Origin of the sequence: Pantoea sp. NPDC088449, from assembly GCF_044753225.1 — a bacterium.
Lineage (GTDB): Bacteria > Pseudomonadota > Gammaproteobacteria > Enterobacterales > Enterobacteriaceae > Pantoea > Pantoea floridensis.
Map to the genome: position 1 here is coordinate 1,974,470 of NZ_JBIVMT010000001.1, position 23,052 is coordinate 1,997,521.

Annotated in this window: 20 protein-coding genes; 6 read left to right on the top strand and 14 right to left on the bottom strand. The window is 52.7% G+C overall.

Annotation, left to right across the window (positions count from 1 at the left end):
• Positions 1-15: 15 nt before the first annotated feature.
• From nuoF to lrhA, 6 genes are all read right to left on the bottom strand, one after another.
• Positions 16-1,356: an NADH-quinone oxidoreductase subunit NuoF gene (gene nuoF / locus ACIP6T_RS09310; protein WP_176519213.1), complete on the bottom strand. Its 1,341-nt coding sequence runs from the start codon at positions 1,354-1,356 to the stop codon at positions 16-18.
• Between the two features lie 2 nt (positions 1,357-1,358).
• Positions 1,359-1,874, bottom strand: coding sequence for an NADH-quinone oxidoreductase subunit NuoE (gene nuoE, locus ACIP6T_RS09315; protein WP_007889323.1), 516 nt, complete (start codon positions 1,872-1,874; stop codon positions 1,359-1,361).
• 2 nt (positions 1,875-1,876) lie between these two features.
• Entirely contained in the window at positions 1,877-3,676 is a 1,800-nt protein-coding gene (gene nuoC / locus ACIP6T_RS09320; RefSeq protein WP_097096594.1) for an NADH-quinone oxidoreductase subunit C/D, read from the bottom strand.
• Positions 3,677-3,792: 116 nt separating this feature from the next.
• Entirely contained in the window at positions 3,793-4,473 is a 681-nt protein-coding gene (locus ACIP6T_RS09325) for an NADH-quinone oxidoreductase subunit B family protein (RefSeq protein WP_007889318.1), read from the bottom strand.
• 15 nt (positions 4,474-4,488) lie between these two features.
• Positions 4,489-4,932, bottom strand: a complete 444-nt coding sequence (locus ACIP6T_RS09330; RefSeq protein ID WP_007889316.1) for an NADH-quinone oxidoreductase subunit A — start codon at positions 4,930-4,932, stop codon at positions 4,489-4,491.
• 658 nt (positions 4,933-5,590) lie between these two features.
• Positions 5,591-6,514 (bottom strand): transcriptional regulator LrhA, encoded by a 924-nt coding sequence (lrhA, locus tag ACIP6T_RS09335; protein ID WP_097096593.1) that lies wholly within the window; start codon positions 6,512-6,514, stop codon positions 5,591-5,593.
• 969 nt (positions 6,515-7,483) lie between these two features.
• Between lrhA and ACIP6T_RS09340 the strand changes: the two genes are divergently transcribed.
• Positions 7,484-8,701 carry a pyridoxal phosphate-dependent aminotransferase gene (locus ACIP6T_RS09340; protein ID WP_097096592.1) on the top strand — a complete coding sequence of 406 codons (1,218 nt, stop codon included), beginning with the start codon at positions 7,484-7,486 and terminating at the stop codon, positions 8,699-8,701.
• A 182-nt stretch (positions 8,702-8,883) separates the two neighbouring features.
• Positions 8,884-9,483 (top strand): 5'-deoxynucleotidase, encoded by a 600-nt coding sequence (gene yfbR, locus ACIP6T_RS09345; protein ID WP_400456548.1) that lies wholly within the window; start codon positions 8,884-8,886, stop codon positions 9,481-9,483.
• 26 nt (positions 9,484-9,509) lie between these two features.
• Here the strand turns inward: yfbR and ACIP6T_RS09350 are convergent, their stop codons facing one another.
• From ACIP6T_RS09350 to yfbV, 3 genes are all read right to left on the bottom strand, one after another.
• Positions 9,510-10,169 (bottom strand): sugar phosphatase, encoded by a 660-nt coding sequence (locus ACIP6T_RS09350; protein ID WP_400456550.1) that lies wholly within the window; start codon positions 10,167-10,169, stop codon positions 9,510-9,512.
• 14 nt (positions 10,170-10,183) lie between these two features.
• Positions 10,184-10,678 carry a YfbU family protein gene (locus ACIP6T_RS09355; protein WP_400456552.1) on the bottom strand — a complete coding sequence of 165 codons (495 nt, stop codon included), beginning with the start codon at positions 10,676-10,678 and terminating at the stop codon, positions 10,184-10,186.
• 150 nt (positions 10,679-10,828) lie between these two features.
• Complete coding sequence (yfbV, locus tag ACIP6T_RS09360) at positions 10,829-11,281, bottom strand: terminus macrodomain insulation protein YfbV (RefSeq protein ID WP_097096587.1); 453 nt, start codon at positions 11,279-11,281, stop codon at positions 10,829-10,831.
• A gap of 337 nt (positions 11,282-11,618) precedes the next feature.
• Here yfbV and ackA point away from each other — a divergent pair, with 337 nt between their 5' ends.
• Entirely contained in the window at positions 11,619-12,821 is a 1,203-nt protein-coding gene (gene ackA, locus ACIP6T_RS09365; protein WP_345828902.1) for an acetate kinase, read from the top strand.
• A gap of 73 nt (positions 12,822-12,894) precedes the next feature.
• Positions 12,895-15,039, top strand: a complete 2,145-nt coding sequence (gene pta / locus ACIP6T_RS09370) for a phosphate acetyltransferase (protein WP_176519158.1) — start codon at positions 12,895-12,897, stop codon at positions 15,037-15,039.
• A 64-nt stretch (positions 15,040-15,103) separates the two neighbouring features.
• On the opposite strand, the gene yfcD is transcribed toward pta, so the two are convergent.
• On the bottom strand, positions 15,104-15,649 hold the full coding sequence (yfcD, locus tag ACIP6T_RS09375) for an NUDIX hydrolase YfcD (RefSeq protein WP_097096584.1): 546 nt from the start codon (positions 15,647-15,649) through the stop codon (positions 15,104-15,106).
• A gap of 110 nt (positions 15,650-15,759) precedes the next feature.
• Entirely contained in the window at positions 15,760-16,401 is a 642-nt protein-coding gene (gene yfcF, locus ACIP6T_RS09380) for a glutathione transferase (protein WP_097096583.1), read from the bottom strand.
• A gap of 204 nt (positions 16,402-16,605) precedes the next feature.
• On the opposite strand from yfcF, the gene ACIP6T_RS09385 reads away from it, so the two are divergent.
• Positions 16,606-17,502 (top strand): TIGR01777 family oxidoreductase, encoded by an 897-nt coding sequence (locus ACIP6T_RS09385; protein WP_097096582.1) that lies wholly within the window; start codon positions 16,606-16,608, stop codon positions 17,500-17,502.
• A 34-nt stretch (positions 17,503-17,536) separates the two neighbouring features.
• Here the strand turns inward: ACIP6T_RS09385 and ACIP6T_RS09390 are convergent, their stop codons facing one another.
• From ACIP6T_RS09390 to dalD, 3 genes are read right to left on the bottom strand one after another with little or no spacing between them, the layout of a single operon-like run.
• Positions 17,537-18,817: an MFS transporter gene (locus ACIP6T_RS09390; RefSeq protein ID WP_400456556.1), complete on the bottom strand. Its 1,281-nt coding sequence runs from the start codon at positions 18,815-18,817 to the stop codon at positions 17,537-17,539.
• A gap of 28 nt (positions 18,818-18,845) precedes the next feature.
• A complete protein-coding gene (xylB, locus tag ACIP6T_RS09395; protein ID WP_400456558.1) occupies positions 18,846-20,315 on the bottom strand; it encodes a xylulokinase in 1,470 nt (489 codons plus the stop codon).
• Positions 20,316-20,325: 10 nt separating this feature from the next.
• Complete coding sequence (gene dalD, locus ACIP6T_RS09400; protein WP_400456559.1) at positions 20,326-21,720, bottom strand: D-arabinitol 4-dehydrogenase; 1,395 nt, start codon at positions 21,718-21,720, stop codon at positions 20,326-20,328.
• Between the two features lie 195 nt (positions 21,721-21,915).
• Between dalD and ACIP6T_RS09405 the strand changes: the two genes are divergently transcribed.
• On the top strand, positions 21,916-22,863 hold the full coding sequence (locus tag ACIP6T_RS09405; RefSeq protein ID WP_400456561.1) for a sugar-binding transcriptional regulator: 948 nt from the start codon (positions 21,916-21,918) through the stop codon (positions 22,861-22,863).
• Positions 22,864-23,052 lie beyond the last annotated feature (189 nt).

Sequence of the window (23,052 nt, forward strand, 5' to 3'; positions counted from 1 at the left end):
GTGTACGGCGGCTGATTACCAGCGCGCTTTCAGCAGGTTCGGCTGAATACCGCCGATGGCTCGGGTATTGCCAAACACCTGCGGCGCAATGCCAGCTTCAAACTCTTCACGGAAATATTTGATCGCGCTCTGCAATGGCTCAACGGCGCCCGGTGCGTGAGCACAGAAAGTTTTACCTGGGCCAAGCTGACGGCAGAGTTGCTGCAGAGTTTCAATATCACCCGGCTGGCCTTTCTTCTGCTCCAGCGCACGCAGGATCTTCACGCTCCACGGCAATCCATCACGGCATGGCGTACACCAGCCGCAGGATTCGCGTGCAAAGAACTCTTCCAGATTGCGCACCAGCGAAACCATATTGATTTCGTGATCGACTGCCATTGCCAAGGCGGTACCTAAACGGCTACCGGCTTTACCGATGCTGGCAAATTCCATGGGCAGATCGAGATGCTGATCGGTGAGGAAGTCGGTTCCTGCGCCGCCTGGCTGCCAGGCTTTGAATTTCAAGCCATCGCGCATGCCGCCAGCGTAATCCTCAAGGATTTCACGTGCGGTGGTACCGAACGGCAGTTCCCACACGCCAGGATTTTTCACGCGACCGGAGAAGCCCATCATCTTGGTGCCAGTGTCTTCACTGGTAGAGATGTTTTTGTACCAATCAACGCCGTTAAGGAAGATAGCCGGCACGTTCGACAGCGTTTCCACGTTGTTCACGCAGGTCGGCTTGCCCCATACGCCGGCACTCGCCGGGAACGGTGGCTTGGAACGCGGATTGGCACGACGGCCTTCCAGCGAGTTGATTAGCGCAGTCTCTTCACCGCAGATATAACGACCTGCGCCGGTGTGAACAATCAGCTCAAAATCAAAACCGGTGCCGAGAATGTTTTTACCGAGATAACCTGCTTCAGTGGCTTCGGCAATCGCACGACGCAGGTTAACCGCCGCTTCAATGTACTCGCCACGTAAGAAGATGTAGCCACGATAGGCTTTCAGCGCGAACGCACTGATTAACATCCCTTCAACTAACTGATGCGGCAATTGCTCCATCAGTAAGCGGTCTTTATAAGTGCCTGGCTCCATTTCATCGGCGTTACACAGCAGATAACGGATGTTCATGGATTCGTCTTTCGGCATCAGGCTCCACTTCAGGCCGGTGTTAAAGCCGGCGCCACCGCGGCCTTTCAGGCCCGAGTCTTTTACCGCCGCGACAATTTCGTCCTGACTGAAATCTTTCAGCGCTTTTTCAGCACCGACATAGCCGTTTTTACTGCGATATTCATCGATCCAGATTGGCTGTTTGTCGTCACGAAGACGCCAGGTCAATGGATGCGTTTCAGCAGTACGAATGATCTGTTTAATGGTCATTGATACTGCTCCAGCAAGTTGGCGATGCCTTCAGGCGTCAGATGAACATGCGTATCTTCGTCCACCATCATGGTTGGCCCTTTATCGCAATTACCGAGGCAGCAGGTAGGCAAGAGCGTAAAGCGACCATCCGCCGTGGTTTGACCAGGCTTAATATTCAGCTTCTGTTCAAGTGCGTCCTGAATGCCCTGATAACCGGTGATATGGCACACTACGCTGTCGCAGTAGCGAATCACGTGACGGCCAACCGGCGTGCGGTAGATCTGACTATAGAAAGTGGCAACACCTTCTACATCACTAGCGGGAATTCCGAGTACTTCTGCGATAGCGTTAATCGCGCCATCCGGCACCCAACCGCGCTGTTTCTGCACGATCTTCAACGCTTCAATCGAAGCCGCACGCGCATCTTCGTAATGGTGCTTTTCGTGCTCGATAGCGTGGTGCTCGGCCTCGCTCAGCACGAAGACCTCAGTCGGGTCGATGGTGTGAATAGCAATCTTTTGATCGTGCATAATTAGCGGTCCACGTCTGACATAACAAAATCGATACTACCGAGGTAAACGATCAAGTCGGATACCAGGCTGCCGCGGATCACGGACGGGATCTGCTGCAGGTGCGGGAAGCTCGGCGTACGCACGCGGGTGCGATAGCTCATGGTGCTGCCATCGCTGGTCAGGTAGTAACTGTTGATCCCTTTGGTCGCCTCAATCATCTGGAAGGATTCGTTGGCTGGCATCACCGGGCCCCACGAAACCTGCAGGAAGTGGGTGATCAGGGTTTCAATGTGCTGCAGCGTGCGCTCTTTCGGTGGCGGCGTGGTCAGCGGATGATCCGCTTTGAACGGGCCTTCAGGCATGTTGTTCAGACACTGTTCCAGGATACGCAGTGACTGCCACATCTCTTCCATTTTCAGCTGAACGCGGGTGTACGCATCACTGATGCCTGCGCCAACGGGAATTTCGAAATCGAAGTTTTCGTAGCCTGAATACGGACGCCATTTACGCACGTCAAAATCTAAACCGGTAGCGCGCAGACCGGCACCGGTGGTGCCCCACGCCAGTGCTTCATCCATGTTGTAAGCCGCCACGCCCTGCGAACGGCCCATTAGCACGGTATTGCGCAGCGCAGCTTTGTCGTACTCTTTCAGACGCTTCGGCATCCAGTCGAGGAAGTCGCGCAGCAAGCGCTCCCAGCCTTTCGGCAGATCATGCGCGACGCCACCAATGCGGAACCACGCTGGGTGCATACGGAAACCGGTGATCGCTTCAACCACGTCATAAATTTTCTGACGGTCGGTAAAGGCGAAGAACACCGGCGTCATGGCGCCGACGTCCTGAATAAAGGTGGAGATATAGAGCAGATGGCTATTGATGCGGAACAGCTCGGACAGCATCACGCGAATCACGTTGACGCGATCCGGTACGGTGATGCCCGCCAGTTTTTCTACTGCCAGCACATACGGCATTTCGTTGACACAGCCGCCGAGATACTCGATACGGTCGGTGTACGGAATGTAGCTGTGCCAGGATTGGCGCTCGCCCATCTTTTCAGCGCCACGATGGTGGTAGCCAACATCGGGAACGCAATCGACGATCTCTTCGCCATCCAACTGCAAAATGATGCGGAAAGCACCGTGCGCAGACGGGTGGTTAGGGCCAAGGTTGAGGAACATGAAGTCTTCATTGGCGGTGCTACGCTTCATGCCCCAATCTTCCGGCTTGAAGGTTAGCGCCTCCATCTCCAGATCTTCTTTCTGCTTGGTCAGCTCAAAGGGATCGAATTCGGTGGCACGCGCTGGGTAATCTTTACGCAGCGGATGGCCTTCCCAGGTCTGTGGCATCATGATGCGCGTCAGGTGCGGGTGACCATTGAAGGTGATACCAAACATCTCCCAGGTTTCGCGCTCATACCAGTTGGCATTGGCAAAAATTTTGGTGATGGTTGGCACATTTAAATCGTTTTCTGACAGCGCCACCTTGAGCATGATGTCACGGTTGCGTTCAATCGACAGCAGGTGATAGAAAACGGAAAAATCCGCGGCGGGTAAACCGGCGCGGTTAGTGCGTAGGCGCTCATCAAAACCGTGTAAGTCATACAGCATGACATACGGTTTTGGCAGCTTGCGCAGGAACTCAACAATTTCCAATAGCTGTTCACGCTTCACCCATACCACCGGAATTCCGGTGCGGGTGGCCTGAACGGTAAAGGCATCCGGCCCAAAACGGTTACGCAGCTCGCCGACCACTGGGTCATCCAGGTGATCGCGGGTTTGCCATGAAGGCTGTGCGAGATCTTGCGTGGTTAAATCAGTCATACGTTACTCACCATTCCGGCCTGTAATCAGGCGCTCAAAAGAAGGCGTCAGGATGGCGGCGCACATTAAATTGTGGTGTTCTGCTGCGGCCGTGGCTCCATCCGTGTACGGGAAGCTTATACTTCGTCAGGCGTTCTCAGGTTGGTGACGGCAATACGCTCGCCACGTTTTCTTTCACGCTCTGGCTGCATATTGGCGCGATAAACCCCTTGATCCCCTACCACCCATGAGAGTGGGCGACGCTCTTTGCCAATCGACTCACGCAACAGCAGTAAAGCCTGCATGTAGGCTTCTGGACGCGGTGGGCAGCCAGGAATATAAACGTCAACCGGCAGGAATTTATCGACACCTTGCACCACTGAGTAGATGTCATACATGCCACCCGAGTTAGCGCAAGCGCCCATAGAAATCACCCACTTCGGCTCCAGCATCTGATCATATAAACGCTGAATAACCGGCGCCATTTTAGTAAATGGCGTTCCGGCAATCACCATGAAGTCAGCCTGACGTGGCGAGGCGCGCATAACTTCCGCGCCAAAACGTGCCACATCATGCACCGCCGTGAAGGACGTGGTCATTTCTACGTAGCAGCAGGAAAGACCGAAGTTATAAGGCCAGAGTGAGTTTTTACGCCCCCAGTTCACCATGTCATGCAGGGCATGTTCAAGCTTGCCCATATAGACGCTGCGATGAACGTGTTGCTCCAGCGGATCGGTAACAATTTCCTGTTTCTGCAGAGGATAACGATCGTTATCGCCGCCCCCGTTCGGGTCTACGCGTGTCAGCGTGTAGTCCATCTTATTGCCTCGCTTTTACTGCTTATGAGGGTTGGTGTGGCTGTGACTGACCGGGACAGATTTGACTACTACGCGACGACGCGCAGGAGCCCAATCCAGCGCACCGATGCGCACCAGATAAACCAGGCCTGCCAAGAGCACCAAAATGAAAATTGCGGCTTCGACAAAGCCGACCCAGCCACTTTCGCGGATGGACGTCGACCATGCGTATAAATAGAGGGCTTCGACGTCGAAAATGACGAAGAACATCGCAACCAGATAGAATTTTGCAGAGAGGCGAATATGAGTATCACCGACAGACTCAATACCCGATTCAAATGGGGTGTCTTTGTGTCGTGCACGCGCACGTCCACCTAACAGCCAGCCACCGGTCAACATGAAGGCACACAGGCCAAACGCAATAACGATAAAAACAATAAATGCCCAGTGATGAGCGATCACTTCTGTAGTTGTCGACATACTCTTTGCTTACTCATCAAAAGTGGTGATGGCATCCTGCACTGTTGCAGCAAACACACCACATCGATTCAAGGGAAGGATAAAAAACCTTATAAACTTTGCTGTCATTAGCATTAAAGCAGCAATTTTATAGGGGTTTTTACTCCTTTCTATAACCTTTTGTCAACTTTGACAAAAGTATCCAAACATTATTTTACACCTGCATCATATTATTAACATCCAACCTCGTCAGCGCCAGCTTAATCGCTTCAGTTTGTGAGGTTAATTTTAGTGTAGCGGGTATTCACATGCATGGATCGTGCATTTAACAATCATATTTTGACAGGTCTTGCCTGAGATTCCCCCCCCTTATCAGGGGTATTTTTTTGATCCAAAGCACATAAATGGGTTTTATGAGGAAAAAAACAGCGAAGAGCGAGGGTAATAGCACACGAAAGTTGGCACGAATTGATAAAAGCATTCCAGATTGGAGCAAAATGGAACACATTTCATTATTTGTAATCGCAGAAAAATTATCATCGATAAAATGGTTAAAAAAACGCTTTTAAAATGCCATAAAAAAAGCCCTAGCAGGAAATTACCACGCTAAGGCTTATTTTTATCAATTTTAACAATTAGCAGGCATTCCATTTGCGAGGAATTACCAGCAGTCTACTCTCTACTCTTCATCATCCAGCAATAAGGTACCGTCTGGATTGGCGCTCAGATTATAAGGATCATTGGTTGACTGCATCGCATTGAAAATGGCCAAAGCCAGTTCATTGTCGCTATCAGTGTTACGGCACAGCAAGTATTGGGTATCAGGTAATACCGGTAAACCTTCTGCCGCGCCCATTACGCGCAATTCTGGGCTCATCATCTCAACGGGACGCGCCGTTACACCCAATCCAGCCTTTACGGCCGCACGCACAGCAGCCAGCGTTGACGCGACGTACGAGATACGCCACGGAATGCCCGCTTCATTGAGATGATCAATTGCCATATCGCGATAAGGACTTGGCTCATCCAGCAGAACCAAAGGAATGGCTTCACCACGCTGGAAGATATAATCTGCCGCGCAATACCATAACGTTGGTGAGGTACGCAGTACCTGGTGGGTGAAATTGCCCGGGCTGGACGTGGTCACAACCAGATCAACTTCACCTTGATTCAGCATTTCCATCATGAACGGGTTGCGCTTCACACGAACATCAATGGCCAGCTTCGGATAAACCGACGTTACGCGATTAAGCAGGAACGGCAGAATGGTATCGGAGGTATCATCTGAAGCGCCAATGGTCAGTACGCCCTGGATGTTGCTGTACATTAAAGAGGTGCAAGCTTCGTCGTTAAAACGAAGGATCTTCCTGGCGTAACCCAGCAGTTGAATGCCATGCTCCGTCAGCAGTTTATTACGTCCATGTCTGGCAAACAGCTCTTTACCAACCAATTGTTCCAGACGTTGCATCTGCTGACTTACTGCTGACTGCGTTCTGCAAACTGCTGCAGCCGCTGCTGCAAAAGTATTCAGATCGGCAACGGCAACAAAGGTACGCAGCAGATCGAGGTCGAGATTCAGTATCGGACGATTTGCATTAGTCATGTTTTTTCTTCACTTATAAGATTTTTTAAAACTACTACCCTGGTGTATTACCTTTCTTATCAAATAGATAAGAGGTAATGGTGCTTAATGACAGCCCCTGTGTGGAGGCTACCATGAAAAAAATTGTCAGGCGGATGCCGACGATCGCACCACTCTGAGTTCAGAGCAGTGGCGTCATTATAGACAGCAGAACTTCTGGGCCGAAGACGTATGTCGTACAGGTGCTGGAAGCTGCGTAGTTGTCTATGCGCCCCGCGAAAAAATCCCTGCGGGTTCAAAAGAGATAACATCATGTTATGTCGATGCGAAGCTATAATGTGCATCAAATAATAAATTATACTTAATCATTTTTACGCTATAAATGGAAATGTTTTTGTTCAAAACATCGCAATTTTTGACCAAAAGGCTTTTCAAACACATCCTGCCATAACACTGCTCTTTTTTTAAGCCCTCCTGGTTCTGAATCCTATGCACTTACGTGAAAGTTACAGCCCAAATGCTATTTTACGGGTGTTTTGCACGGTGTTAGCCCGTTTAATAGCGGTTAATCCCGCAGATAAAAAGTGAATGAGAATGAACTGTATTTGGTAACGCCAACCAGTGCTTAATCATTACTGAAGGTTTTTTCATCATCTAACAAGATTCGTTTAACTATTTCACCAGGTCGCTAATATTTTTTTAAGCCAATTGTGACTGAAAAATTTCTGAATAGATGCCTTTCCCTATGGAAGAAGGCATTTACACCGCAACGAAGTCACCTCAGTATTTAATCTCATTTTTTTTAGAATTACTGGATTAATGAACCAGATTAATCGATTTTCAATGACTTTTTCGCCACCTGTACAATGAATCAGTGCCAAAGACGCCAAAACCCAGCGCTCCCCTTCTTTTGTTAAGTTGAGAAGAGTAAATTGGGCTGGTTTGATTTTGGTGGCAGGTTAAAGGACTCTGCCCGTAAAGGCGGTAATAATGAATTTTCAAATTGATAAATCCGGCAAGCTAGAAAATGTCTGTTATGACATCCGTGGGCCGGTACTGAAAGAAGCGAAACGTCTCGAAGAAGAAGGCAACAAAGTTCTCAAACTTAACATCGGCAACCCTGCTCCGTTTGGTTTTGAAGCGCCAGATGAAATTCTGGTGGATGTCATTCGTAACCTGCCCAGCGCTCAAGGCTATTGTGACTCGAAAGGACTGTATTCGGCCCGAAAAGCCATCATGCAGCACTATCAAGCGCGCGACATCCGCGATGTAACAGTTGAAGACATTTATATTGGTAATGGCGTATCGGAACTGATTGTGCAGGCAATGCAGGCTTTGCTGAACAGCGGCGATGAGATGCTGGTTCCCGCACCGGATTATCCGCTGTGGACCGCAGCGGTTTCATTGTCGAGCGGTAAAGCCGTACATTATCTGTGTGATGAATCGGCGGGTTGGTTCCCGGACCTGGATGACATTCGCAGCAAGATCACACCGCGTACGCGCGGCATTGTCATTATTAACCCGAACAATCCCACCGGCGCGGTTTATAGCAAAGAGTTGCTGCTCGAAATCGTCGAAATCGCGCGTCAGCATAACCTGATCATTTTCGCTGACGAAATCTACGACAAAATTCTGTACGACGAAGCACAGCATCACTCCATTGCTGCACTGGCGCCGGACCTGCTGACGGTTACCTTTAATGGCTTGTCCAAAACCTATCGGGTAGCAGGCTTCCGTCAGGGTTGGATGGTATTGAACGGCCCTAAGAAACATGCCAAAGGTTATATCGAAGGTTTAGAAATGCTGGCGTCAATGCGCCTGTGTGCCAACGTACCGGCTCAGCATGCGATTCAAACAGCGCTTGGCGGCTATCAAAGTATCAGTGAATTCATTACACCGGGCGGGCGATTGTACGAACAACGTCAGCGAGCGTGGGAATTGATTAACGATATCCCTGGCGTCAGCTGTGTGAAACCACAAGGTGCCCTTTACATGTTCCCGCGCATTGATGCGAAGAAATTCAATATCTTTGACGATCAGAAAATGGTGCTGGACTTCCTGCTGCAGGAGAAAGTATTGCTGGTTCAGGGTACGGCATTCAACTGGCCATGGCCAGATCACGTGCGCATCGTTACGTTGCCGCGCGTGGACGATCTGGAAATGGCCGTCAGCAAGTTTGGTCGTTTCCTGCAAGGGTATCGTCAGTAATATATCCTTTATACTTCGAATTGCAGCGGGGTTGGCTGCGTGTGGTCACCGCAATGACTTACTTTTGTAAGCGACTGGGGAGTTTCACACCTGCCGCCTTCCTGCATCTCAAATTATTTAGGGTATAGTTATCGTATTTCGGGGAAGATCAACCTTCCCCGCCGTGCGAACAGGAATAGTCCATGACCCGTAGCCATTTTTTCGCCCACCTCTCCCGCCTCAAACTGATCAATCGCTGGCCGCTGATGCGCAATGTGCGTACTGAAAACGTCTCAGAACATAGTTTGCAAGTGGCGATGGTGGCGCATGCGCTCGCTATCATCAAAAACAAAAAATTCGATGGCAACCTCAATGCCGAGCGTATTGCAATGCTGGCGTTATATCACGACGCCAGCGAAGTCCTGACCGGTGACTTGCCCACCCCGGTGAAGTACTACAACGCGCAGATCGCTCACGAATATAAAAAAATTGAAAAGATTGCTCAGCAGAAACTGATCGATATGCTGCCACCAGAATTACAGGATGCCTATCGCCCCTTAATCGATGAACATTTACATACGGAAAGTGAGCAGTCGGTGGTGAAGCAAGCGGATGCGTTATGCGCATACGTGAAGTGTCTGGAAGAGTTATCAGCGGGTAATAACGAGTTTCTGCTGGCCAAGGCGCGACTGGAAAAAACGCTCTCACAGCGTCGCTCGCCGGAGATGGACTATTTCGTTGAGGTGTTTATCCCCAGCTTTAGCCTTTCATTGGATGAGATTTCGCAAGATACCCCATTATAAAAAACGGGCCGCTCAGGCCCGTTTCATTATGCACTAATTGAGAGCGTAAACTCGCCGCTACGCTCTTTCGTCACCTTTACAGGTTCCAGCGTCGTAACGCGAAACGCCACGTCGTTGAGACGCGGCGAATCTGCTGGTGCGTTTACAGCAATGACCGCGCTGCCCGCCTCTAAACCTGAAATGATGCCCGCTGGTGCATCCTCGACGACAACGCAGTGTCTCGCCGAAAGCCCTAAACGTTCAGCGCCCAGCAAATAAGGCTCTGGATTCGGCTTGCCGTGCTTAATATTCTCAGCGGTGATAAAGACTTCTGGCATCGGTAGATTTGCCGCTTTATGGCGCGCGTGCGCAACTGGAATCGAACCTGATGTCACAATTGCCCAGGGAATCTGTAACTCGTTCAGCGTGGCGAGTAACGCTAACGCACCCGGAATGGCTTGCACCCCTTGCGTATCCTCAGCCTCTAAGCGTTCAAGCCATAGAAATTCCGCCTGTATTGCCGCTTCCGATTGCCCGGCCATGAAATGGCGCAACGAATTAATGGCCGGTTTTCCGTGTATATAGCTCAGGACCTCTTCCGCCGGCAAACCGTGGCGCTCGCCCCACAGTGACCATGAACGAATCACTGCGGGCAGTGAATCCACCAATGTGCCGTCTAAATCAAACAGAAAACCCCTGTACTTCACACGTCGCTCCTTATTCAGGCATTAATAATCTGCGCAATTTCATTCGCGCTGAGATGATACTGACGCGGACAAGTGTGCCACACCGCCAGCATACGTTGGTATTTTTCCCACATAGGTATTTGCGCATTAAACCCGTGCGTACCGGAATCAAAGTGGGTATAGCGTCCTTCAACATTCACCATAAAGCGCACATAGCCTAAATAACGCGCCTCTGTCGCGGCGTCAAAACCAAGAAAAGCCAGGCGACGCTCGTCGATGGCGCTGGCGTCTTTCAGATTTGACCATGAAACATGCAATGCATGATGTATTTCCATAATATCGATGAGTAAGCGGCAGGTCGCTTCCGTTAATTCCCCAAACTCCTTATCCAGTTCACGTAATTGCAAGCCGTAACCGCGTTCAATGATGGTCTGATAACGACGATAGCGCTCTGCATTATCTGGTTCCAGCATCGCCATCATTTGATATTGATTGGAGAGAATGAGTCGTTGTGCATGGGTCATTTCCATGGTTTGCTCCAGGGCCCGACGGCCGCTTAAGATTTAAACAATGAAGAAATGATTACATAAGGAAAGTGATGCGTGTATCTCCACACCACTTTTCTTTGATTTAAACCGGGATTTGTCGCAATTTCTTTGGCGGGTAGAAGCGTAAGTAGATCAAAGATCGTCAAGGAAGGTGCGATCGAGCTGTTTAAATGCGCGTTTTAAAACATCGGCAAGCGCCTGGTAAGTAGGTTTACCATCGACGGGAGCGATAGCCTGCCCTGCTTCTTCAAGCTTAGTACGTACTTCATGAAACCATTGCAAGAGCGTTGGCGGCAGGGGCGTAACGGAGCGTTTACCCAACCACCATAAACCTTGCATCGGCAGGCTACAGGCAAATAGCGCGGTGGCAATCGCCGGACCGAGCTGTCCATTCATCGCGATTTGCCACGTCAACGTAAAAATAGCCAGCGGCGGCATAAAGCGAATAGCGAAGCGCGTTGCATTAACTACGCGGTTTTCAGGAAACACCGGAGCCAGGCGTTTATCCGTTGGCCAGGTCTTCATGTATCGCTGCCCGCGCTGGAACAAGCCGAACCAGCCGGGATTGTCTGTCTCATTCGCCATGATAGACCTCAACTAAATATGCAATATTTAAAATAAATAGATAACTACACAACTTTACGTGACATCCTTCAAAAGTTTTTGTCTTTGCAGGGCACAGTGAGTATTCTGACGCCGTTTTAGCAACATTACCGGAAGCTTCCGCTCAATAAAAGCACAGTCTGAGCCATGTTTCGCTAAGCGCTTATCAACAATTAGCGTAAAATCACCAAAATTTTTTGCATGTCAGCGATTTTTTGACTAGCACATGATGTTTATCATTAACCTACCAGCTTTCCTGGGCTACGCTGTTAGTCTGATTGCGTTATTTTTAGCCACTATTTAACAAATAGGTACTTCCATGTCGACGAAGTTAGTCCTGGTTCTGAACTGCGGCAGCTCCTCTCTGAAGTTTGCCATCCTTAACCCAGCCACTGGCGATGAATATTTGTCGGGTTTGGCTGAATGTTTCCATTTACCTGAAGCTCGCATTAAATGGAAGCTGGAAGGAAGCAAACAAGAAGCCCCATTGGGTGCGGGCGCTGCACATAGCGAAGCGCTCAACTTCATCGTTAAAACTATTCTGGCACAAAAACCAGAGCTTTCGGCACAAATCGCTGCAATCGGCCATCGCATTGTTCATGGCGGCGAGCAGTTAACCAAATCAGTCATTATCGACGAGTCCGTTATTCAGGGCATTAAAGATGCCTCTTCATTCGCCCCGTTGCACAATCCTGCACACCTTATCGGTATAGATGAAGCGCTAAAAAACTTCCCGCATCTTTCCGATAAAAATGTGGCGGTTTTTGATACAGCATTCCATCAGACAATGCCGGAAGAGTCTTATCTGTATGCGCTTCCGTACAAATTGTATAAAGAGCATGGTGTTCGTCGCTATGGCGCACACGGTACCAGTCACTACTATGTGACGCAGGAAGCCGCAAAAATGCTCAACAAGCCGGTGAACGAGCTGAATATTATCACTTGCCATCTCGGTAATGGCGGCTCTGTTTCCGCTATCCGTAACGGCCTGTGTGTTGATACCTCAATGGGACTTACCCCACTGGAAGGTTTGGTGATGGGCACCCGCAGCGGTGATATCGACCCTGCGATCATCTTCTTCCTGCATGATGCGTTGGGCATGAGCGTTGATGCTATCAACAAACTGTTGACCAAAGAGTCTGGTCTATTGGGTCTGACAGAAGTCACCAGCGACTGCCGTTATGTGGAAGATAACTACGCCACTAAAGAAGATGCCAAACGTGCGATGGATGTGTTCTGTCACCGCCTGGCGAAATACATCGGTAGCTACACCTCACTGATGGAAGGCCGCCTGGATGCCGTGGTATTTACTGGCGGTATCGGTGAAAACGCCGCAATGGTACGTGAGCTCTCCTTGCAGAAACTGGGCCTGCTGGGCTTCGAAGTCGATCACGAGCGCAATCTGGCAGCGCGCTTCGGTAAATCAGGCTTCATCAATAAAGAAGGCACTCGCCCGGCAGTGGTGATCCCTACCAACGAAGAGTTGGTCATTGCCCAGGATGCCGCGCGTCTCACCGCCTAACATCACTTCTCTCCGTCAGCCCAGGCTGACGGAGTTGTTTTAGACAGTCTGCAACACCTGAGAGGTTTCTATCGTGTCACGTACAATCATGCTCATCCCTACCGGCACCAGCGTCGGCCTGACCAGCGTCAGCCTCGGCGTGATCCGTGCCATGGAGCGCAAAGGCGTGCGCCTGAGCGTATTCAAGCCCATTGCCCAACCACGTGCAGGCGGCGATGCGCCAGACCAAACCACCAGCATTATTCGTAAAAGCTCCGCGATTCCTGCCGCTGAACCGCTGCAGATGTCACGCGTTGAGTCGCTGCTGGGGTCTAACCAGCAAGACGTGCTGATGGAAGAGATCATTGCTAACTACCACGCGAACGCAAAAGACGCTGAAGTGGTGTTGGTTGAAGGTCTGGTGCCAACGCGTAAACATCAGTTCGCCTCGGCATTGAACTATGAAATCGCCAAAACTCTGAACGCTGAAATCGTCTTCGTGATGGCGCTGGGTAACGACTCTCCGGCCCAGCTTAAAGAGCGTATCGAACTGACGCAAAGCAGCTTCGGCGGCAGCAAGAATAAAAACATCACAGGCGTGATCATTAATAAACTGAACGCACCGGTTGATGAGCAAGGCCGCACGCGCCCGGATTTGTCAGAGATTTTCGATGACTCCACTAAGGCCAGCATCGCCAATATCGATCCAAAGCAGCTGTTCGCCAACAGCCCGCTGCCGGTATTGGGCTGTGTGCCATGGAGTTTTGATCTGATCGCCACGCGCGCTATCGACATGTGTCGCCATCTGAATGCCGATATCATCAACGAAGGTGAAATCCAAACCCGCCGCGTGAAATCAGTAACCTTCTGTGCGCGCAGCATTCCGCACATGCTCGAGCATTTCCGCCCGGGTTCACTGCTGGTTACCTCTGCCGATCGTCCGGATGTGCTGGTGGCCGCGTGTCTGGCCGCGATGAACGGCGTGGAAATCGGTGCGGTCTTGCTGACCGGCGGTTATCAGATTGAAGCGCCTATCGCGCGTCTATGCGAACGTGCGTTCCAAACCGGCCTGCCGGTATTTATGGTGAAAACCAACACCTGGCAGACCTCACTCAGCCTGCAGAGCTTCAACCTGGAAGTGCCAACCGACGATACTCAGCGCATTGAGAAAGTGCAGGAGTATGTAGCGAGCTTCATCAATGAAGATTGGGTTGAATCACTCACCGCCACCTCTGAACGCAGCCGTCGCCTGTCGCCGCCAGCGTTCCGTTATCAGCTGACCGAGCTGGCGCGCAAAGCCGGCAAGCGTATTGTTCTGCCTGAAGGCGATGAACCACGTACCGTGAAAGCGGCGGCGATTTGTGCCGAGCGCGGCATCGCCACCTGCGTGCTGCTGGGCAACCCGGAAGAGATTCAGCGCGTGGCTGCCGCTCAGGGCGTTGAGTTGGGCAAAGGCATCGTGATCGTTGATCCGGAAGTGGTACGTGAAAACTACGTACCGCGCCTGGTTGAGCTGCGTAAGAGCAAAGGCATGACAGAAGTTGTTGCGCAAGAGCAGCTGGAAGATAACGTGGTGCTGGGCACTATGATGCTGGAAAGCGGCGAAGTTGATGGTCTGGTATCAGGCGCGGTTCACACCACCGCTAACACCATTCGTCCACCGCTTCAGCTGATTAAAACCGCGCCAAACAGCTCGCTGGTTTCTTCCGTATTCTTCATGCTGCTGCCAGAGCAGGTTTTGGTCTATGGCGACTGCGCTATCAACCCGGATCCTAACCCAGAGCAGCTGGCCGAAATCGCGATTCAGTCTGCTGATTCCGCTAAAGCCTTCGGCATCGATCCACGCGTAGCGATGATCTCCTACTCAACCGGCAACTCAGGTGCCGGTAGCGACGTTGAGAAAGTACGTGAAGCAACGCGCATTGCGCAGGAAAAACGTCCGGACCTGGTGATTGATGGTCCACTGCAGTATGACGCCGCGATTATGGAAGACGTGGCTAAATCCAAAGCGCCGAACTCTGCGGTTGCAGGTCGCGCTACTGTGTTCATCTTCCCGGATTTGAACACCGGCAACACCACTTATAAAGCGGTACAGCGTTCAGCCGACCTGATCTCCATTGGACCGATGCTGCAAGGCATGCGTAAGCCGGTGAATGACCTGTCGCGTGGCGCACTGGTAGATGACATTGTTTACACCATTGCCTTGACGGCGATTCAGTCCCAGCAAGCCGAAGGCTAATCCCCTTCCCCGCTCGCTAAAAAGCAAAAAGGCGCCGATAGGCGCCTTTTTTACGTCTGCGGAATTACGCTTCGCTGCTCTGCTTGCGACGTGCAGCATCGCTGTTACGGCTCAGCCATAGCGACAGCGCTTTCAGCGAATCATCAGTGAATTCATCACAGCGCGCGGTGATTTCTTCTGGCGTCATCCAGAAAATTTCATCCACTTCTTCTTCCTGCATCGCGAAGGGACCATGCGAAACGCAGCTAAACAGCGCGCCCCAGACGCGACAATGCTGATCTTCAAAGTAGAATTGTCCGTGTTCAGCGAACGGGACGGCAGCGATACCGAGTTCCTCTTCCGCTTCACGACGCGCAGATTCCAGCAGGTCTTCCCCGCTCTGCACCACACCACCGGCGGTGGCATCGAGCATACCCGGCATGAAGTCTTTGATTTCAGTGCGACGCTGCACCAGAATTTTGCCCATGCCATCATGCACCACAATATAAGTGGCGCGATGACGCAGACATTGCGCACGCATCTGCGCACGGCTGGCCTGCGCAATGACTTCGTTCTCTTCGCTAACAATATCAACCCACTCGATACCGTCACCTGCCGTTTGATCCACCATCCGTAACCCTTTTCTGTTTTCGGCGTGCCCAGCACGCGCCTGTTGTCATGCTTTATTAGAATCTGCCGTAAGGTAAAGCGTTCTTTTCGCCTCCGCAAGGCGCATCGTGCTTAGCGGGTTTTACCGGATTCCGCTAACCATAGCTGCACTGAAGCACGCTGCCACTGGAACTCGGCATAGTGCTGCAGCTTCACCGGCAATGCATCGCCATGCAGCGCCAGGCGATTGATCATCACCGCCAAATCCGTATCAGCAATTGACCATTCACCAAACAAATTTTGCTGACCATCGGGCAGAAGACGCTGTACGGCGGAGATCAGTTTGCTGGCGGCCCGTTCACCTGCCTGCGTCAGGGGAGCAAAACGCTCACCGGCAAACAGCACTTCAGTAGGACGTTCGGCACGCAACGCCATCAGATCGCTACGTAACCACGCCTGTACTTCACGCGCATGCGCCCGTTTTTCGCGATCGCGCGGATAGAGTCGTTCAAACTCTGGCGCAGGAAAACGCTCTTCCAGATACTCAGCAATCGCGGAAGACTCCGTCAGGACAACATCATCAATTTGCAGCGTCGGTACCCGACAGGTCAGAGACAGTGCACGATACTCTTCATCCCATTGCGCGTTCTGCGATAAATCGACGCGCTTGAGAGTGAAGGGAATGCCCTTCTCGGTTAGCGCAACATAAACCGACATGGCGTAGGGGCTGAAAAAAGAAGAATCGGACCACAAAGTAATGGTTGGATAATTCATTGGCTGCCTCGGGTAAGGGTCAGGTGTGCTTCATGTTTACCGATTTTTATTTGCTAAGGCAATGGTGTGCTGGTCGGATCTTTACTCGCTAAGGCCAGCGCTAACTTTCCCTTTTTCTTCATAACCGTAAGCCCAGTCACGCCGCGCGTGCGCTTCTCTTCTATGCTGAATCTGAGCAAAGAAAAAATTACAAGGAGGCTCAACATGCATTTACTGATTACGGGCGGCACCGGGCTAGTTGGCCGTCACCTGATTCCGCGCTTATTACAAATTGGTCATCAGGTAAGCGTGGTGACGCGCGATGTCGCCGCCGCACGTGAAAAACTCGATCCTCGGGTGGCACTGTGGTCCGGCATCAATCAGCAGTCTGATTTAAACGGCATTGATGGCGTTATCAATCTTGCAGGAGAACCCATTGCGGACAAGCGCTGGACTGAACAACAAAAGCAGCGGCTGTGTGAAAGCCGCTGGCAGATCACCGAGCAGCTGGTTTCGCTGATAAACGCCAGCAGCAACCCACCTCAGTTTTTAATTTCTGGTTCTGCTACCGGCTTTTACGGGGATACCGGCGATCTGGTGCTCACCGAAGAAGACCCTGGACACAATGAATTTACCCATGCGCTGTGCGCGCGCTGGGAGCAACTCGCCTTAGCAGCGCAGAGCGATCGCACCCGCGTGTGCTTGCTGCGTACCGGCGTGGTGCTGGCCAAAGAAGGTGGCGCACTGGCGAAGATGAAGCTGCCGTTTAAGCTCGGCGTGGGCGGCCCAATAGGCAGCGGTAAACAGTATTTGCCATGGATCCATATCGACGATTTGGTCAACGCCATGCTTTGGTTGATCGATCACCCTGAACTGCGCGGACCGTTTAATATGGTTGCGCCTTACGCCGTACGTAATGAACAGTTCGCCGCCACGCTCGGTCATGTGATGCATCGCCCCGCCTTTATGCGTACGCCAGCCAGCGCCATCAAGTTGATGATGGGGGAATCATCGGTGTTGGTGCTGGGAGGACAACATGTGTTGCCGAAGCGGCTGGAGGAATCAGGCTTTGGTTTTCGCTGGTACGATTTAGAGCAAGCGCTGCAGGATGTCGCCGGGTGAATAATCAGGGCGGCACGTCGGCCGCCCTGAGGTATTAACTGCGCTGTTGCGCGACGCGAGATTTCAACGCCACAGGTTCACGGGTATGTCCCGGCTGAGGCACGCGAATAATAAAGGTCAGCACGCCGGCGAACACATACAGCACGGTGTAAGCCCACACCACGCCAACGATATCGAAGAACGGCAGCAGTATTGAGGCAATGGCAGGCGCAACGAAATTACTTAACCCGGCCGACAGGTTATAAATCGAAACTGCAGCTCCTTTGTGATGGGGTTCGAGCGTCGGGAACACCGCTGTCATAGGCACGAAGGCCGCGACAAAAACACCCAACATTACCGCCGGAATCAGCGCCACCCAGAAGTTATGACCGGCATACAGCGGCAGGTAATAAAACGCCAGGCTGGAGATCGCCATACCGAGACAACCAAACCAGCGCACCTGACGGATCCAGCCCAGTTTCTCACCGGTAATGCCCCAGAAGATATTAGTGAAAATGGTGACGAAGAAGAATACGGCCCAAATTTGCAGCCACTCTGAGATGCTGAAGCCGAGGCGATCAACAAACAGCAGCGGCATAACGATGGCAAAGCCAAACAGCGACAGCGTATTGATGATGCGAATCAGACAGGCATAAAACACGTGCTGATTGGTAAACAGAATGGTCACCGCCCGCGACATCTCGGTCATTTTGTCACGCATCGGCAGATTAACGCGCGACCGGTCAACCGGCACATTGCGCAGGCTGAAATAGGCCAGTACGCCACCGCACGCCACCCAAACGATCGCCAGCCACAGCGTACCGGTTTCACCGAGCATCGGGATCGTAAGACTCGGCAAATAGCTGCCCACCACGCCGATACCCACCGAATACATCGCCCAGAACCAACCGGTAGCGGCCGCCAGTTTTTCACGCGGCAGCACCTGCACCAGCATCATCATGAATGAGTAGATAAACAGCGGATAGGCCAGACCGCGAATGCCGTAAAACAGCACCATTAGCGGATAGTTACGCATCCCCAAACCAAGCGACATAAACAGCGTGTGCATGACGATCCACAGCACAAACCCAATCATCATAGCGCGCTGTGGAGTAATCAATTCAGCCACCACGCCCGATGCCCATGCCGCCAGCGCGGCGGCCAGTCCATAGAACGTGAACACCACGGCCGACTGCGCCGGGGAGAAGCCCATGTCAGTGATATGACGCGACAGGAACGCCATCTCAAAACCGTCACCCGCCATAAAAATCGCAATGGCGAAGAAGCCCCAAAACATCTTTTTCGGTAAGCCAAACCAGTATTCGTTCGATTGCATCACAATCATCCTCTGTTCGGTAATCCGGTTAATCAGGCAGTAACGTACGCGCCTGCTGCTGTTGTGCGTAGAGTGAGCGGAACACCTGCAGTCGCTGTTGCAGTACGCTGCCGCGCGCGGCATCCGGCTGATAACGCGCCTGTTCCAATGGTTTAAGACAGACCTCGCTCTCCAGGCCGCCGTCGGCCAGCCACGCCAGGCGCGCTGCGCCTAATGCGCCGGACGCGCTGGCGGGATGCGTGACAATCGGCAGTTGCAGCACATCAGCAATCAACTGCGCCCATAGCGTGCTGCGAGCGCCGCCGCCGGTAAGGCTGCATTGATGAATCTGCCGCTTCGCATCGCCGAGCACGGCGAATCCATCTGCCAACCCAAACGCCACCCCTTCAATCACGGCGTAGCCCAGCAGCGCGCGAGGTGTTTCATGTCGCAGATTGAAGAAAGAACCCGAAGCATCGGGATCGTTATGCGGCGTGCGTTCGCCGGAGAGATAAGGCAGGAAAACCGGGGCGTGACGCCGTTGTTCATCGCTGAGTTGTGCCATCTCGTCCATCAACTGGCTTTCGGTAACCGACAGCAGATTGCATAACCAGCGCAGGCAGCTGGCGGCACTAAGCATCACGCTCATTTGATGCCAACGGCCCGGCAAGGCGTGACAGAATGCGTGTACGCCAGATTGCGGATCGGCGAGTAACCGATCGTTGACCACGAAAATCACACCTGAAGTCCCGAGCGAAATAAAGGCATCCCCCGGATTGACCGCGCCCACGCCCACCGCCGACGCGGCGTTATCTCCGCCGCCGCCCGCGACGCTAACCGAGGCCGATAAGCCCCATTCACTTGCCAGATTGGCCTGTAGCGTGGCGCTAACCGCGCTCCCCTCCACCAAATCTGGCATCTGCGCGCGCGTTAAACCCGTGATCGCCAGCAGTTCATCAGACCAATCGCGCTGTGCCACATCGAGCCAAAGCGTGCCCGCCGCATCTGAGGGTTCACTGACAAAACGTCCGGTCATACGCCAGCGCAGATAATCTTTTGGCAGCAGCACTTTGTCGATGCGGCGGAAAATCTCTGGCTCATTTTCCGCCACCCAGCGTAGTTTTGGCGCGGTGAAGCCCGGCATGATCATGTTGCCGCTCAACTGCATCATCTCCGGATGCTGCACGCGCAGTGCTTCGCATTGTGGCGCGCTGCGCGTGTCATTCCACAGGATGCAGGGCCGCAGTACATCCCCCTGCGCATCCAGCAGCACTGCGCCATGCATTTGGCCTGATAAACCAATGGCACGAACCTCGCCCCACCTTTGTGCGGCCTGCTGACGCAATCCAGCGATCACCTCGCCACAGGCTTGCCACCAGCGCTCAGGATCCTGCTCAGCCCAATGTGCGTGCGGACGCTGCACGTGCAGCGTGGCATGGTTAGAGGCAACGATCTCGCCCTGCGTGTTGATGAGAAGTGCCTTAAGTTCCGAGGTTCCAATATCAATGCCGAGATACATAATGCACTCCTTACACTGCGGCCAGCGCGCGTTCAGGCTGTTTTAGCCACTGCTGTAAATCGGCAACGCTGCGCGTGACCAGCGCATGGAAAGCTTTGTCCTGCGCCAGCTCGCCGAACAGCGCGCTATCGCTGAGGAACGCGTTAAGCGCATCGGCACGGGCAAACTGCTGGCGCAGCGCGTCCGCTTGCAGCACGCCATCCTGATATTGATACGGCAGTGCATCGCTGGCCCAGCGCTGCAGGAACAGGAAAAATAGTGCCGGTAATACTGCGGTGGCCGCCGGCTCTGCACCGCGCTGATAGCATTCACGCAGCGTTGGCGTCACCATGCCGGGGATTTTCGACAGGCCATCGGCGCCAACGCGCTGGTTGGTGTCTTTGATGTAGGGATTGCTGAAGCGCGCCAGAACCACGTCGCGATAGTCGGCCAGATCCAGCGGGCTGGGTGACAGCGACGGCATCACGTCCTGCGTGACATAGTTATACGCCAGTTGATAAATCGCCGGCTGACGCGTGCTGTCATCAATATAATTAAGACCGATCAACGTACCGGCCCAGGCAATCGCCGCGTGCGTGGCGTTGAGGATACGAATTTTTGCCTCTTCCCACGGCAACACGGAATCGACGAGTTCAACGCCAACCTTCTCCAGCGCCGGACGACCGGCAATAAAATCATCTTCGATCACCCACTGAATAAAGGATTCAGCCATCACCGCTGCGCCGTCGTCTTTGCCGGTGGCGGCTTTTACGCGCTCAGCCACATCCGGCGTAGGACGGGGTGTGATGCGATCGACCATGGTATTCGGCGAGGTCGTGTTTTCACGCACCCAATGAGCCAGAGCGTGATCGCCTTTTGCTGTAAGAAACGCGAGAAAGCCGTGACGAAAACGTTCGCCGTTATGACGTAGATTGTCGCAGTTGAGCAGCGTAACCGGTGCACCGCCGTTGGCAACACGCTGTGCGAGAATGCGCGCCAGCGCACCATAAATTGTGCGGATATCGCCTGTTACGTCGGCCTGTACATCACTCTGCGTGAGGTCAAGTTCATGTTCTGGCGTCAAGTAGTAACCCGCTTCGGTGACGGTAAAGCCAATGACCCGGGTTTCACTCTTTGCACCCTGATCAATCAGCGCGCTGATGTCGCTGTCCCACGGCAGGATTTTGCGCAGCGACGTAATGGTTTCATAGGCGCGCTCGCCTTCTGGCGTAACGGTTTCCAACACGTATTCGCCCGCTTGCGCAGAGAGTTGGTTCAGCAGCGGCGCAGCATCTTCACGGATATTACCGAGTGCAATACCCCAGCTGTCATCGCCCTGCTCTCGTAATTTATGCAGGTACCATGCCTGATGCGCACGATGAAATGAGCCTGCGCCGATATGCATCCACACTGATTTACTGGTCATATTCGCCTCAAAATAAACATTTGCCACGATTAAGGGCATTTGCCCGATGGCGTGTAGCATAGTGCCTGCGGCAAAGAACATTCTGGGAGCTGAATCACAATTAACACTTTTGCTCGATTTTAGGGCTTTTGCTCAATTAACACTTATCCTCTCTCTCGCGTTAACATGGCACATCGTTTTTGGCGGAACAGCGTGATGAGCAGAGAAGAGAAAAAACAAGAACTGGCGGCACGCGCGGCCTGGATGTATTACGTCGCGGGCGTGACGCAGCAGGAGATTGCACGCGCGTTGGGCTTGTCGCGTCAGGTGGCGCAGCGCCTTGTCTCCAGCGCGCGTGAGATGGGTATGGTGAGCGTGAAAATTGATCATCCGGTGACGCACTGTTTGCATCTGGCGCGTGAGATTCAGGATAAGTTCGGCCTGACGCTATGCCGCGTGGTGCCTTCAGCCAATCTCGACGAGGATGCCATCCAGCAGATGCTGGCGGTAGAAGGCGCTGCTGTAATGTCGCAATACATTAATGACGAGCAACCGCAGGTATTTGGCATTGGTTCCGGTAAGACATTACGTTCGATGATCGATGCATTACCTTGGGTAGAACGGCCGCAGCATCAGTGCGTATCAATGATTGGCGCAATTGCGCGGGATGATTCGGGCACACGTTACGATGTACCGCTGAAGATGGCGGAGAAAATGCAGGGCAAGTATTTCTTCATCCCGGCCCCGCTGTATGCCGATACCCCCGAAGATAAGGCGATGTGGATTCAGCATCAGGTGTACCAACGCGTGACGTTGCGCGCACTGCAGGCGGATGTGGCGTTTGTTGGCATAGGTGAGGTTCAGCCCGGATGCCCGCTGCATGCCGAGGGCTTTATTACCGATACGCAAGTGGCAGCGCTTAACGCGCGCGGCGTGGTTGGCGAAATGCTCGGGCACTTTTTCAATCAGCAAGGTGAGCGCGTGTTGGGTGAAACTGATGAGCTGCTCACCAGCGTACGGTTGGAGAGCCGAACGCAGCGGCAGATTATCGGCTTTGCCGGCAGCGAGCGTAAGTATCCGGCAATACGTGCCGCACTGCAGGGTGGTTGGGTATCAGGTTTGGTGACCGATGAGGATACCGCGCTGAGATTGCTGCAGGAATGAAATGGTGCGCATACATGCGCACCTACGAAGTAGGGTCGCCATTCATGGCGTAATGCTCGTCAGTTAAGCGTGAATCGGTCACCATGAATGGTGACCCTACGTGAATATCGCCGGGTTTTCGTAGGGTGCGCATTCATGCGCACCTGCATAAACAGGCATTTTTTTGCTTAAGTGAGCGGCATTACGCCA

What these genes read in the sequence shown, in the direction of transcription:
- lrhA (WP_097096593.1), bottom strand. Translation starts at nt 6,514, where the DNA reads ATGACTAATGCAAATCGTCCGATACTGAATCTCGACCTCGATCTGCTG.
- ACIP6T_RS09330 (WP_007889316.1), bottom strand. Translation starts at nt 4,932, where the DNA reads ATGTCGACAACTACAGAAGTGATCGCTCATCACTGGGCATTTATTGTT.
- xylB (WP_400456558.1), bottom strand. Translation starts at nt 20,315, where the DNA reads ATGTATCTCGGCATTGATATTGGAACCTCGGAACTTAAGGCACTTCTC.
- yfbR (WP_400456548.1), top strand. Translation starts at nt 8,884, where the DNA reads ATGACCCGTAGCCATTTTTTCGCCCACCTCTCCCGCCTCAAACTGATC.
- yfbV (WP_097096587.1), bottom strand. Translation starts at nt 11,281, where the DNA reads ATGGCGAATGAGACAGACAATCCCGGCTGGTTCGGCTTGTTCCAGCGC.
- ACIP6T_RS09325 (WP_007889318.1), bottom strand. Translation starts at nt 4,473, where the DNA reads ATGGACTACACGCTGACACGCGTAGACCCGAACGGGGGCGGCGATAAC.
- nuoC (WP_097096594.1), bottom strand. Translation starts at nt 3,676, where the DNA reads ATGACTGATTTAACCACGCAAGATCTCGCACAGCCTTCATGGCAAACC.
- ackA (WP_345828902.1), top strand. Translation starts at nt 11,619, where the DNA reads ATGTCGACGAAGTTAGTCCTGGTTCTGAACTGCGGCAGCTCCTCTCTG.
- ACIP6T_RS09390 (WP_400456556.1), bottom strand. Translation starts at nt 18,817, where the DNA reads ATGCAATCGAACGAATACTGGTTTGGCTTACCGAAAAAGATGTTTTGG.
- dalD (WP_400456559.1), bottom strand. Translation starts at nt 21,720, where the DNA reads ATGACCAGTAAATCAGTGTGGATGCATATCGGCGCAGGCTCATTTCAT.
- yfcF (WP_097096583.1), bottom strand. Translation starts at nt 16,401, where the DNA reads ATGAATTATCCAACCATTACTTTGTGGTCCGATTCTTCTTTTTTCAGC.
- ACIP6T_RS09340 (WP_097096592.1), top strand. Translation starts at nt 7,484, where the DNA reads ATGAATTTTCAAATTGATAAATCCGGCAAGCTAGAAAATGTCTGTTAT.
- nuoE (WP_007889323.1), bottom strand. Translation starts at nt 1,874, where the DNA reads ATGCACGATCAAAAGATTGCTATTCACACCATCGACCCGACTGAGGTC.
- ACIP6T_RS09385 (WP_097096582.1), top strand. Translation starts at nt 16,606, where the DNA reads ATGCATTTACTGATTACGGGCGGCACCGGGCTAGTTGGCCGTCACCTG.
- yfcD (WP_097096584.1), bottom strand. Translation starts at nt 15,649, where the DNA reads ATGGTGGATCAAACGGCAGGTGACGGTATCGAGTGGGTTGATATTGTT.
- ACIP6T_RS09355 (WP_400456552.1), bottom strand. Translation starts at nt 10,678, where the DNA reads ATGGAAATGACCCATGCACAACGACTCATTCTCTCCAATCAATATCAA.
- ACIP6T_RS09405 (WP_400456561.1), top strand. Translation starts at nt 21,916, where the DNA reads ATGAGCAGAGAAGAGAAAAAACAAGAACTGGCGGCACGCGCGGCCTGG.